This is a genomic window from Acinetobacter sp. Marseille-Q1618 (assembly GCF_902809855.1).
GTDB lineage: Bacteria > Pseudomonadota > Gammaproteobacteria > Pseudomonadales > Moraxellaceae > Acinetobacter.
In genome coordinates, this window is the sequence record NZ_CADDWJ010000003.1 from 260,817 (window position 1) to 274,492 (window position 13,676).

10 protein-coding genes and 1 pseudogene are annotated in these 13,676 nt (G+C 38.8%); 9 read left to right on the top strand and 2 right to left on the bottom strand.

Features of this window, described 5'->3' with window-relative positions; genetic code table 11:
* Positions 1–27: 27 nt before the first annotated feature.
* Positions 28–1,656 carry a sensor histidine kinase BfmS gene (gene bfmS, locus HUS24_RS15125; RefSeq protein ID WP_217424364.1) on the bottom strand — a complete coding sequence of 543 codons (1,629 nt, stop codon included), beginning with the start codon at positions 1,654–1,656 and terminating at the stop codon, positions 28–30.
* Between the two features lie 46 nt (positions 1,657–1,702).
* Positions 1,703–2,419 carry a response regulator transcription factor BfmR gene (bfmR, locus tag HUS24_RS15130; protein ID WP_065993691.1) on the bottom strand — a complete coding sequence of 239 codons (717 nt, stop codon included), beginning with the start codon at positions 2,417–2,419 and terminating at the stop codon, positions 1,703–1,705.
* Positions 2,420–2,974: 555 nt separating this feature from the next.
* On the opposite strand from bfmR, the gene HUS24_RS15135 reads away from it, so the two are divergent.
* From HUS24_RS15135 to HUS24_RS15175, 9 genes and pseudogenes are all read left to right on the top strand, one after another.
* Entirely contained in the window at positions 2,975–5,833 is a 2,859-nt protein-coding gene (locus HUS24_RS15135) for a ribonucleoside-diphosphate reductase subunit alpha (protein WP_173912787.1), read from the top strand.
* 439 nt (positions 5,834–6,272) lie between these two features.
* Complete coding sequence (locus tag HUS24_RS15140; protein ID WP_081406093.1) at positions 6,273–6,404, top strand: preprotein translocase subunit YajC; 132 nt, start codon at positions 6,273–6,275, stop codon at positions 6,402–6,404.
* 141 nt (positions 6,405–6,545) lie between these two features.
* Positions 6,546–7,829 carry a ribonucleotide-diphosphate reductase subunit beta gene (locus tag HUS24_RS15145; RefSeq protein ID WP_065993693.1) on the top strand — a complete coding sequence of 428 codons (1,284 nt, stop codon included), beginning with the start codon at positions 6,546–6,548 and terminating at the stop codon, positions 7,827–7,829.
* 197 nt (positions 7,830–8,026) lie between these two features.
* Positions 8,027–8,749: a glycerophosphodiester phosphodiesterase gene (locus HUS24_RS15150; RefSeq protein WP_173912788.1), complete on the top strand. Its 723-nt coding sequence runs from the start codon at positions 8,027–8,029 to the stop codon at positions 8,747–8,749.
* Between the two features lie 340 nt (positions 8,750–9,089).
* Positions 9,090–10,253 (top strand): acyl-CoA desaturase, encoded by a 1,164-nt coding sequence (locus HUS24_RS15155; protein WP_173912789.1) that lies wholly within the window; start codon positions 9,090–9,092, stop codon positions 10,251–10,253.
* Positions 10,254–10,385: 132 nt separating this feature from the next.
* Positions 10,386–10,712: pseudogene (locus tag HUS24_RS15160) on the top strand (DHCW motif cupin fold protein).
* Positions 10,713–10,804: 92 nt separating this feature from the next.
* Positions 10,805–12,247 (top strand): YdiU family protein, encoded by a 1,443-nt coding sequence (locus HUS24_RS15165; RefSeq protein WP_173912790.1) that lies wholly within the window; start codon positions 10,805–10,807, stop codon positions 12,245–12,247.
* A 43-nt stretch (positions 12,248–12,290) separates the two neighbouring features.
* Complete coding sequence (locus tag HUS24_RS15170) at positions 12,291–12,926, top strand: hypothetical protein (RefSeq protein WP_173912791.1); 636 nt, start codon at positions 12,291–12,293, stop codon at positions 12,924–12,926.
* Positions 12,927–13,054: 128 nt separating this feature from the next.
* Positions 13,055–13,657, top strand: a complete 603-nt coding sequence (locus HUS24_RS15175) for a murein L,D-transpeptidase family protein (RefSeq protein ID WP_173912792.1) — start codon at positions 13,055–13,057, stop codon at positions 13,655–13,657.
* Positions 13,658–13,676 lie beyond the last annotated feature (19 nt).

The following is a 13,676-nucleotide window of genomic DNA, read 5'->3' on the forward strand; positions in this document are numbered from 1 at the left end:
TTTTCATATTCATATAAGTTTCAAAGATTATTTAACTTTCGACTTCGTTCTTTTTGCAGGCCAAGTCATTTTAAAGCGTGCCCCCCCCAACGTTGGACTCTCATCAACCTCGATCGTACCGCCAAACCAGTATGCAATACGGCTCACAATAGAAAGCCCTAGACCATAACCACCTGAAGCGCGTGTGCGGCTATCATCTAAGCGTGCAAAAGCTTCAAAGATACGTTTACGGTCTTCTTCTGCAATACCCGGCCCATCATCCTCAACGCAGACGTATGCCATACCTGTATTCGCATCGATGCCACCACTGATATTGATTCGATCATCGCAATAACGAATCGCATTCCCAACCAAGTTTTGCACAACACGATGCAAATAACGGCGCTCTGCTTCCACCACAATATCATTCGCCAATGGAATCAAATGAATTTCTTTTTGTGTTTTTAAAGCTTCCGTTTCTACAGCAACTTGATCCAATACATCAACTAACACAATTTTTTCAAAATCTAGTGATGGCGTACCTTGCTCAAGTTTCGCATAAGTCATGATTTCATCAATCAAAGTATTAAGTGCTTCAATATCTTTATCAATCATTTCCATTTGTTGCAGACGATATTCATAATCATCTTCATCCGCCAGCATTTCCATACCGAAACGAATCCGTGCTACAGGCGTGCGCAGTTCATGTGACACTGCCCGCATCAATTCACGTTGCGCCTCAATAAGACGCTGAATATGATCTGACATGCTGTTATAGCTCGTCGCCAAACTTGCCAACTCATCATTTCCTTCTACAGGCACACGATGGGACATATCGCCTGTTTTCATGACATCTAAAGCATCATTGACCAGCCTTAATTTACGTTGCATCGGGACAATTAAACCATAGACCCCTAAACACAGTAAAAACATACTGAGCAAAGTAATACCCGCAGCAAGTTTAACTGGCATCCAATTGAACATTGGGACGGGACCAATCACAAGCGCTTCACTTGGAGAGTTTGGCAAGGGTGAAACGATAGAAAGTGTCGTTCCACGTGCAGTAGCACTATCTCGCCATAAAATTACAGATTGATCAGAACGCAATCGCCCAAGCTGTTCAGGATCAAGGTTTAACTCGGAAACTTTTTCTAAGGAAACGTTATAGTAAAAATGCTCTTGTATTTTTTTAAGATATTCCTGCTCTTGACCTGGATAATACACAAGATAATCCATGATAAAGACAGGTAAAGCTCGCATTTGTCTTTCAGCAAACTGGTCAACTTTGACATATAAGTAATGCTTTGAATCATTACGAATCCCTAACACCAAATATGCGACACCATGTTCTGCATCATAGCGCACCACTGCTTTTTGACTGTCTATACGCTTCTTTTCAGTTCTAGATAACTCAACTTTATTAGCATCTACATAATGAATAGGCAGTTCGAGCAAATCAGAAGCATCTGAAATCCAGTCTGCTCTTTGTTGTTCAGTTTGTTGACGTGCCACACCCTCACTGATGACATAAGAAATACCGTCTGTGAGTGATTCACGATATTCTTGTGCGCGTTGATAGTTGATAATTTGCACCAGCAAATAACCAAACAATGCAACTAAGACTACAAGAATAACTAATCCTGCGTAAATACGCAGGAATATGCTATGTTTTGACACGAAAACAACCTTAATCTAGCGCTATATTTCCTAGAGGAAAATAGCATTACATCCCATTCGTTTCTTTAACAAATAGGTAACCTTTACTACGTACCGTTTTAATACGTTTTGGATTTTCAGGATCATCGCCGATTTTTGGACGAATACGAGAGATACGCACATCGATTGAACGGTCTTGACCATCATATTCAATTCCACGAAGACGTTCAAAAATATCTTCACGTGACAAAATACGTCCAGCATTTGATGCCAATAGCCATAAAAGGTCATATTCTGCACTGGTGAAATCAACCAACTCACCATTTAAAGTCACTGAACGACCACCATTATCAATGACCAAGTCATCAAACTCGATACGCTGTGCAACTTCATCCTCAGGTGCTTTGTCTGTACGACGCAACAACGCACGGATACGTGCTAAAAGTACACGCGGCTGAACAGGTTTAGCCACATAGTCATCTGCGCCCATTTCCAAGCCAAGGACTTGATCCATATCTTCTGTACGTGCTGTCAACATCAAAATCGGTTGATGATAATGTGGACGAACTTCACGACAAACTGTTAAACCATCTGCGCCCGGCAACATCACATCTAACACAACCATATCTGGCTGTTCTGCAATAATACGACGAATCGCACGGTTACCGTCTGGTTCTACCCCAACTTCAAGTCCATTACGGATCAAATACTCTTGAGTCAAACGCGCTAAACGCTCATCATCTTCAACAATTAAAATTTTTGGTAACTTTTCTTCTTGGCTCATTCATATGCCCCTTATTTAATTTGGTATCTGCGTACAAATCTCGCAGATTCAACACGCTATGTTTTGCAATATACACACGTTTACATTGTAAACAAGACCCCATTCACCAAACTGATACACGACAGTAGCATTTTGTTATATTTTTACTAGTCATTGAATTGTCGATCATTTTCTCTTATAAAATCGTGTTTTTTCTAATTCGTTAAATTTCTCGTTATTTAAAAGCACGTTTTCTATACAAAATATTTCATTGTTCACATTCTGTCTCTTTAAACACACTGTTTTTAGTTATCCACAAGGTTATCTATAAGCAGCTTTGCTAGAGTTTGTTATGCTATGCCCTTGTCTAATAAGGCATATATAACAAGCTCACAAGAGCACCTGAATATTTCAATTTTTTCTCGTTGGCTTGAGAAAAAAATTTATCGAAATGTCAATATTGATCTCCCCTAATTTTTACCGTATCTTGTGTCCTAAGTTAAATTAAACCACTAAGTATTGTGTTTAGTCCTTAAATATCGCAACTATATATCCGACGATATTCGTGCGATTCAAATGGTCCATAAACATAACAATGATGACAATGGAGCTACGCTGACAATGAACGCCATGACTACCCCAGGTCAACTTCAAGTGATTAAACGCACTGGTGATGTTGCCCCGTTTGATGCAGAAAAAATTGCTGTCGCAATTGGCAAAGCTTTTTTGGCTGTTGAGGGTCAACAAAGTGCCGATTCAAGCCGTATTCATGACCGTATTACACAATTAACAGAAATGGTCTTAAATACTTTTAATCGTCGTTTACCATCAGGTGGCACGATTCACATTGAAGAAATTCAGGATCAAGTTGAATTGGCCTTGATGCGTACAGGTGAACAGAAAGTTGCACGTTCTTATGTCATCTACCGTGAACAACGTGCCGAAGCACGTAAACAAATGGGCGCTCATCATCACCCAACTTTACAAATCACAGATGCGAATGGTCAGCTTCAGCCTCTAGATTTGGGCAAACTTCAAGCCACAATTGAAAAAGCAAGTGAAGGCTTAGAAGGTATCAATGTTCAAGCCATTGTCGATGAAACAGTTAAAAACTTATATAACGGTGTAAAACAGTCTGACATCTCAACCACCATGATGATGGCGACGCGTACCCGTATTGAACAAGAACCTAATTATACTTATGTGACTGCACGTTTATTGCGTGACAATTTGGTTGCGACAGGTTTAGAGTTTTTAGGCTTAGCTGCTGATACTTTAGAAAATGATGCTTTAGAAACTTTCCTTAAGAAAGGTGTAGAGCTTGAATTATTAGATCCTAAATTACTTGATTTTGATCTTAAAAAATTAGCTGCCGCAATCAAACCTGAGCGCTCAAACCAGTTTACCTATTTAGGTCTACAAACTTTATTTGACCGTTACTTCATTCATTCAGATGGCATCCGCTATGAACTTCCACAATTGTTCTTTATGCGTGTGTCTATGGGTCTTGCGCTCAATGAAGAAAACCGCGAAGAACGTGCGATCGAATTCTATGACTTATTGTCTAGCTTCGACTACATGGCATCTACACCGACATTGTTTAACTCAGGGACGTTACGTCCGCAGTTATCAAGCTGTTATTTAACCACGATCCAAGATGACCTTTATGACATCTATGGTGCGATGCGTGACAATGCCTTACTTTCGAAATGGGCGGGCGGTTTAGGCAATGACTGGACGCCTGTTCGTGCCTTGAACTCATACATCAAAGGGACAAATGGTAAATCACAAGGTGTCGTACCATTCCTTAAGGTGGCGAACGATACTGCCGTTGCGGTGAACCAAGGTGGTAAGCGTAAGGGTGCAGTATGTGCATACCTTGAAACTTGGCACTTGGACATTGAAGAGTTCCTAGAGCTGCGTAAAAACACAGGTGATGACCGTCGTCGTACCCATGACATGAACACAGCAAACTGGGTACCAGACTTGTTTATGCAACGTGTATTTGAAGATGCTGAATGGACGTTATTTACACCTTCTGAAACACCTGATCTACATGATTTAACGGGTGAGGCATTTGCTGAACGTTATGCGTATTATGAAGGTATTGCCAAAGAACAAAACTTACTGCATAAGAAAATCCGAGCGAAAGACTTATGGCGTAAAATGTTATCAATGTTGTTTGAAACAGGTCATCCGTGGATCACATTCAAAGACGTATGTAACTTACGCTCACCACAACAACATGTAGGTGTAGTACATTCTTCTAACTTATGTACTGAAATTACGTTAAATACAGATAAAGACGAAATCGCAGTATGTAACTTAGGTTCGATTAACCTCGTACAACACGTACAAGGTGGCGTATTAGATCGTGAAAAACTTGCACGTACCATTAAAACAGCTGTACGCATGCTCGATAACGTAATCGACATTAACTACTATGCTGTACCACAAGCGAAAAATTCAAACTTGAAACATCGCCCTGTGGGTATGGGTATCATGGGCTTCCAAGATGCTTTATACGAAATGAAACTGGCTTATGGTTCTGATGCAGCCGTTGATTTTGCTGATGAATCTATGGAAGTGATCAGCTACTACGCAATCCAGACTTCTAGCGACTTAGCTGTTGAGCGTGGTGTGTATTCAACATTTAAAGGTTCATTGTGGGATCAAGGTATTCTCCCAATCGACTCTTTAGACATCGTTGCAAAATCACGCCCTGAACGTATGTTTGAAGTAGATCGCACACAACGTTTAGACTGGGACACTTTACGTGCCAAAGTTCAAAAAGATGGCATGCGTAACTCGAATGTAATGGCGATCGCACCAACTGCAACCATTTCAAATATTTGTGGCGTTTCTCAATCGATTGAGCCGACATTCCAAAACCTATATGTGAAATCTAACCTTTCTGGTGAATTCACAGTGATCAACCCGTACTTAGTGCGTGCGTTAAAAGATCGTGGTCTTTGGGACTCAGTGATGGTCAATGACTTGAAACATTTCGAAGGTTCTGTTCAAAAAATTGCTCGTATTCCTGAAGAGTTAAAAGCAATCTTTGCTACAGCGTTTGAAGTTGAACCGCGTTGGATCGTAGATGCAGCATCACGTCGTCAAAAATGGATCGACCAAGCACAGTCACTTAACCTTTACATCTCTGGTGCAAATGGTAAAAAGCTTGACCTAACCTATAAAATGGCATGGTTACGTGGTCTTAAAACAACCTACTACCTCCGTGCATTGGGTGCGACATCTGCTGAGAAATCAACCATTAATACAGGTGCACTAAACGCAGTTAAACCAACAACTGTTGCTGCCCCTGTTGCAGAAGCGAAGCCTGCTGCCCCTGCTGAAGAAGAAGGTTTTGCTAATGCAGCACCAGTACCACAAGCATGTTCAATCGATAATCCTGATTGTGAGGCTTGTCAGTAAGCTAATTCACCTCCCCTAACCCCTCCTCAAAGGAAGGGGAAATCCTCCCTTAAATAAAAGGGATTTAGGGGAATCTAAATTTAGGCAATAAAAAAGCCCTCTAGCGTCGGCAAAACTAACTAGAAGGCTTTCAATCTCGAGGTGATACCAAGATGGTCACAACGAGGCTGGCATATGTGAATGCGATGCTGATTCTACCACTGAATTATCTTTCGAGCCAGTAACAGTCATCTTGATTTTTGTATCAATGAGGTACTTAGTCATGGCAAATAAAATGGCTCGAAGTGCAATCACAGGTCAATACATAACTTTGGAATATGCAAAAAGCATCCCAAAACCACAGTGATTGAAACAGTAAAGCCGACTAAATCATCCAAAAAATGATTTAAAAACTTGAACTTTTATTTTTAAAGTTCTCAAGACCCAAAAGGACTAAGAGATGTTCCATTTAAGTCATAACTATGAGTTAGGCGTAATTGCACTAATCTTAGCCTTTTTAATTTTTTATGTGCCTGCGCTCTACGCATTTTTTGCCATTCGTAAGCAACAAAAGCGTAAGCATCATAAATAATTTAAATATTTGTTCTTTCGAACAAGAACAAAACAATGATTGGTAAAACTTAATTTTACTTACACAAATTGAGCGTATAGTAGGACATCTCAAGTTGAGATGTCTAAATAAAAGATATAAAGCAACGAAGAGAGAATTGATATGTCTATCCTAAGTTGGGACGATTTTGAAGATGATGAACCGAAACAAGCTGCACAAGCTCACCAGCCTGCGCCCGTCGAACCGAAAAAAACGACTGATTCGCAAGTGGTACCTGATGCACAGCAATCATCGCAGAATTTGGCAACTGCACAATCCACTGGAACCCATTCAACACGATCAACAAATCCAACCGATTCGTTGGCAAGAGCATCTGACGCTCTAGAAAAATTAGACGTAGCACCTGGCTTAGAAGAGTTAGAAATGGGTGCGCAACGTGTGCAAGTTGACGACAAAGCCATGATCAACTGCCGTGCTGACTTAAATCAACTTGTACCGTTCAAATACGAATGGGCTTGGCAAAAGTATCTCGATGGTTGTGCAAACCACTGGATGCCACAAGAAGTCAACATGAACCATGACATCGCACTTTGGAAGTCTGAAAATGGTTTAACCGAAGATGAGCGTACCATTGTTATGCGTTCACTTGGTTTCTTCTCGACTGCCGACTCATTGGTTGCAAATAACTTGGTCTTGGCGATTTACCGTCATATTACCAACCCAGAATGTCGTCAATACATTTTACGTCAAGCATTTGAAGAAGCCATTCACACGCATGCTTATCAATACTGTATCGAATCTCTAGGTATGGACGAAGGCGAAGTCTTCAATATGTATCGTGAAGTTCCATCTGTTGCACGTAAAGCAGCATGGGGCTTGAAATATACACAATCTCTAAGTGATCCTACTTTCAAAACAGGAACACCTGAAAACGATCAAATTTTACTGCGTAACTTGATCGCGTTTTATTGTGTACTTGAAGGGATCTTCTTCTACTGTGGTTTCAGCCAAATCCTATCAATGGGTCGTCGTAACAAGATGAATGGTGTTGCTGAGCAATTCCAGTACATTTTGCGTGATGAGTCGATGCACTTGAACTTTGGTATCGACATGATCAACCAAATCAAGATCGAAAACCCACATCTTTGGACAGCAGAGTTCCAAGAAGAAATTATTCAAATGATTCTTGAAGGTACAGTACTTGAGATCGAATATGCGCGTGACACTATGCCACGTGGCGTATTAGGTATGAATGCTGCAATGATGGAAGAATATTTGAAATTCATTTGTAACCGTCGTTTAGCACAATTGGGATTACCTGAACAATTCTCAGGAGTTAATAACCCATTCCAGTGGATGTCTGAAATGATGGACTTGCGTAAAGAGAAGAATTTCTTTGAAACACGTGTCACTGATTATCAAACTGGTGGTGCGTTAAGTTGGTAAGTTGAGTAATTAAAGGAGGGTTTTTAACCCTCCTTTTTAATGCTTATATGTAAATAAATAGTCACTTCAACTTAATTATTTAGCAAACTCTCAAACAGCTATTTTATTGAGATAAATTCTGCGCCTAATCTATATTGCTAGTGCTTGCTCATTTACAATACATCTTCATAAAATGATTAAAACGTTAAGAGTTCATTATGATCATCATCGGACATCGTGGTGCACGTGGCGAAGCACCTGAAAATACTTTGGGCGGTTTTCAATACCTCCATGACTTAGGTATTCGCGCAGTCGAATTTGATGTCCGCCAACTAAAAGATGATGAACTGATCATCATACACGATGATAATTTACTCAGAACTACAGGCATTAATCAAAAACTATATGAATTAGAAAGCACGGAATTAAGTGACTATAATCAAGCTAACATTTGGATGGATTGGGACAAGCAAATTACCCCTACGCTAAAACAAACTCTGAATATTATTCAAGATTTTGATCATATTGAAGTCGAAGTCAAAACAGTTGACACACAGCAACAAGCTGAAAAATTAGTGATCGAACTACAAAAACAATTACAAGGTTTTGAAAAATCTGCTGTGATTACCAGTTTTGATTTAAAAATTCATCAAGCCTTAAGACAGCAAAAAACTGAATTTAAACAAGGATTATTGATTGAAAATGACATCGGTGAATATGCAATTGAACAAGCACTGGAACTCAATTGTGTTCAGATCGGTTGGATGAATCAACTTGCAACCGATCACATCATTCAAAAAACTCAAGCAGCACAATTAAATACCAGTGTGTGGACTGTAAATGATATTGAACGTGCCCGACGTTTATGTGAACTCGGCGTTCAAGGTTTGATTACAGATTTTCCTAAAATGATGCAAACTGCTTTGCAACACAGCCGATAATACTCTATAAAATTGTTGATATTTTGTTCTATTTTGACTTTTAAATGAAATATTACAATGTCACGTTCTGTATAAAATCAAAGATTAAAGACTAATTTTTGCACAATTCCACCACAGGGTTTTACCTAAATTTGCATGATATGCGTTGTTTCTTTTTTCCGATAAAATCTACTAAAAACATGTTTTATTCTGTTACTGTTTTGTACAATACAGTTGTAGAATAATACTAGTGAACAACTGTTTTAGCATGTTATTATTCACGCATTGCAGCCTCATAAAAAGCGTCGGCTGTACCTTATTTTTACCTAATATTTAAAGGTTTTTAGGAGTGCTGTTGGAGATGAATGCTCCCCTACCCAAAGCCCCAATTAACTGGATCGGTGTATTCGCGTTAGTTTTATTACCTATCGTCGCACTTATCGCCATTCCTTTGTATGCTTGGCATCATGATTTCAGTACTGCGGCTTGGATCAGCTTATTCGTGCTACTTGGTTTTAGTAGTTTAGGTATTACAGCGGGTTATCATCGTCTGTGGGCACATCGTGCCTATGAAGCGACCTTACCGCTTAAAATTATTTTAATGATTATGGGTACTTTTGCAGTTCAAAACAGTATTTTGTTTTGGGCTTCAGGTCACCGTACTCATCACCGTCATGTGGATGATATCGATCAAGACCCTTATTCGATTAATAATGGATTTTGGTATGCGCACATCGGTTGGATGTTACGCAATTATCCTGCATCTGAACCTAATTATAAAAATGCGCAAGATTTGCTCAATGACAAATTGGTTATGTTCCAACATAAATACTATATCCCGTTGGTGATTGGCGTTCATGCTGCAATTTTATTACCAATCGGTTGGGCTGTAGGTGATATGTGGGGTGTTTTGTTATTAGGTGGTTTAATTCGCTTAATCATTAGCCATCACGTAACATTCTTCATTAACTCACTGTGCCATATGTGGGGCAAACGCCCTTATACAGATGAAAATACAGCACGTGATAATTTCATCCTTGCAATCGCAACTTGGGGTGAGGGTTATCATAACTACCATCATATTTTCCAATACGACTATCGTAATGGCGTGAAATGGTGGCAGTATGATCCAACGAAATGGCTAATCTGGTCTTGTTCTAAAGTGGGTCTTGCAAAAAATTTACGTCGTATTCCAAGCTTTAATATTAAAAAAGCTGAATTGGCAATGCGTTTTAAATATGCAGAACAAGATTTAGCCGTTTATGGGCACGATGTGAATGCGGATATCTTGGCAATGAAACAGAAAGTTGCTCAAGAATACGAAGCATTTACCAATACCTTAAATGATTGGGCTGCATTGAAAGAGCAAGAGTTACAAACTAAAAAAGCATCTGTGGCTGAAAAATTACATCAAATGGACAGTAAACTTAAAGTTGACTTCCAATTGGTAGAGCAAAAACTTGCTTTCCACCGTGAACGCTTAGAAACTTTGATGCGTGGCATTAAAAAGAATGTCGTTTCTTAATCAAATGAATATGCAAGAATAGCTCCGACATGGGGCTTTTCTTTTATCATTTAAAAAGATCAAAAGAAGCCTATCTCATAAAAAATAGCCTTTGTCTTACACACCCTAAACGACATAAATAAGAGAATAAAAATGAACCTGAACAATATCCCTTTCGGAACGACCAATTGGAATGATATCCCCATAACTCGTCATGAAGGCGCACAAGGCTATGCACTTTGGCGCACTCAGCAGTTTGACAATATCCGTGTTAGGATGGTCGAATATTCAGAAGGCTACCTTGCCGATCATTTCTGTTCTAAAGGTCATATTTTATTTTGTTTAGAAGGTTAATCACATACTGAATTTGCAGATGGTCGAACTTTTAATTTAACAGCGGGAATGAGCTATCAAGTCGCTGACAATGCTGAAGCGCATCGCTCCTCAACAAGAGTTAGAACAAAATTGTTTTATTGTTGATTAACATTAAAGTGGACTCAAACAGTTGGAATTCATCCAATCCATCTGATAACTTTGCTATAGTTTAGACAAAGCCATTTTGATGACCTGTTATGCACTTCAATTCACGCTACCCTTCACTTAACTCTAAACTTTATCATGAGCAAATGCCTGTACCACTCAAAGGTGCAAAAGCAGGTCATTTTAATGTAGCTTTAGCAGAGCAATTACAGTGGTCAGCACAAGATAAAACTGAATGGGTTGAAATTTGTAGCGGACAAAAAACTTTCCCTGAATTTCACCCATTGGCGATGGTCTACGCAGGACATCAGTTTGGACAATGGGCGGGACAACTTGGTGATGGACGTGGCTTACTCATTGCACAGATTTTAGATAAAAATAACCAAACCATAGATTTACATTTAAAAGGTGCAGGCTCAACGCCCTACTCTCGTATGGGCGATGGTCGTGCGGTTTTACGCTCTGTCATCCGTGAGTATTTAGCAGGTCATGCCTTAAATGCTTTGGGTGTGCCTTCAAGCAATGCTGTTGGATTTACCAGCTCAGAACAAGGTGTACAACGTGAAAAATTAGAGTTGGGCGCAATGATGCTACGCACTTCAGATTGTCATATTCGACTGGGGCATTTTGAATGGATCAATCAATACCAACCTGATTTACTCCAAGAATTTACTGAAAAATGTATCGAATGGCACTACCCTGAATGTCTTCAAGCTGAGCATCCAATTTTAGCATTTGCCAGTAAAGTTATTCAAAATACTGCGGTAATGATCGCAAAATGGCAATTGGTTGGTTTTGCACATGGTGTAATGAACACCGATAATCTCAATATTACAGGTACAACTTTGGACTTTGGTCCATATGGTTTTATGGAGCGTTTTCGTCCAAATTGGATCAATAATCACAGTGATTACAACGGTCGTTATACCTATCAAAACCAGCCGAGTATTGCCCATTGGAATTTATGGAATTGGTTAAATAACCTTATTCCACTTGCAAGACCTGAAAATAAACAACAATTTAAACAAGATTTAGCACAGTGTTTAGAACATTTCGAGCCGACATTCCTTGAACATTACACCCATGGTTTATGCCAGAAAATGGGCTTACCAAGTTTCCACAAAGACAGTTTTGATTGTGCAATGGTATTTCTAAAAATTTTGCAAAGCGAACAATTAGACTATACTAACAGTTTTGTACGTTTACAAAATAAGCAATATGAAGCCATTAAAGATGACTGTTTAGATCGCCGACAGTTTGAAAGTTTCTTGGCACAGTATGAAAATATTCGTGAAAATCAAGATACCGATGTCTTAGATGCTGAAATGCGTACAACCAATCCGATTTATATTTTGCGTAACCATATGGCGCAAAAGGCAATCGAAGCAGCAGAGAGAAATGATTTTTCTGAAGTAGATCGCCTGTTTAAATTACTCAGTCAACCATTTACTCAACAGCCTGATTTGGAAAAAGCGGAAGACTTAGCACCGTTGCCAAGTGATGTTCCTGAAGTCATGGTGAGCTGCTCATCCTAAACATGCTATAAATCCGTTATAAATAATTTTTGGAATGATCTAAATGAATAAAGATCATAGATTACTTTTAGAAGAAATCATTGATACTTCATACAATCTATTAATCCGTAAACTTGCACATGGCGGGCTTAAAGCCAGAAATGAAAGTGCTTTTCAGTTGGAGTTTGGGCATATTTTAAAAACGATTGGTCAGCTTTATGAGTTTCGAATCGAAGATAAGTTTAATTTGGAGTTTGAAACTTATCTTACGCTCAATCAAAAAAGTATAAAAAGTAGATCTTTTAAAGCCCGTGTCGATTTACTTCTGACCTATCAAGATGATCTACACTCTGCCCAAGCCGCTATCGAATTGAAATTTTTTAAGAAAGAAAATCATCGAAAACCCAATAATCGTTATGATGTATTTAAAGACATTTCAAATTTAGAAATGTATAAAAAACAAGGAATTGATCTTTGTTATTTTATTCTAGCTACAGATCATGCTCATTACTGTTCGCAAGAAAAATATTCCCCTGATACCGCTGATTTTGATTTTAGAGATCAAAGTCACTATTCCAAAGGAAAAGTTTTACAATACAAAACTCAAAAACCTTATGGTGATGATATTATTTTGGAACAAGATTATTCTTTTCACTGGGATAAGATCATAGACTTAAATTTTCTGAAAATAAAAGTTTAAACAAAGGCATAATTCGTTCTACCACGCTTTTTCTCTATTGATCAGATCATTTTATCAATGTGGGTTTGATCGAACGTGAACTTTTAAAATCAATAAACCAAAAATAGATTTATTTTATATAGATAACTATGAGTAAAAAGGCGATTTTTAGCATATTCATTGGACTGTGCCTTGTGATTGCAGGGATATTTGCCTATCAAAAATATAATAAATATCTTCCAACGAAACAAACGAGCATTTTAATACCAATGCCTCTCACAATGGCTGAAATGGCAAAAATCCGCCAAGAAACCCCGATTACCGAAGTCAAAGTATATAAGTCCAAACATACCGTTGAACTGCTACATCGGGAGCAAAGTATTCGTACTTATTCGATGCGCTTAGGTTTTGATCCGATTGGACATAAAGTTCAAGAAGGTGATGGAAAAACACCTGAAGGTCAGTATGTTTTAGATTGGCGTAATCCCAAAAGTGCATTTTATAAATCTTTGCATATCTCCTATCCAAATGCACAAGATCAAGCCAAAGCCAAGCAACTTGGTGTGTCTGCAGGTGGTGACATTATGATTCATGGTTCAGCGACCACCACACAAGTCGCAAAACTTCCCAAGCTAATGACCTATATGCCACGTAATGACTGGACTTGGGGTTGTGTCGCTGTGCGTAATATTGATATGGATGAAATCTGGACACTGGTTGATGATGGCACAATCATTAGCATTTATCCCTAAAGCATCAAAGATAAATAAG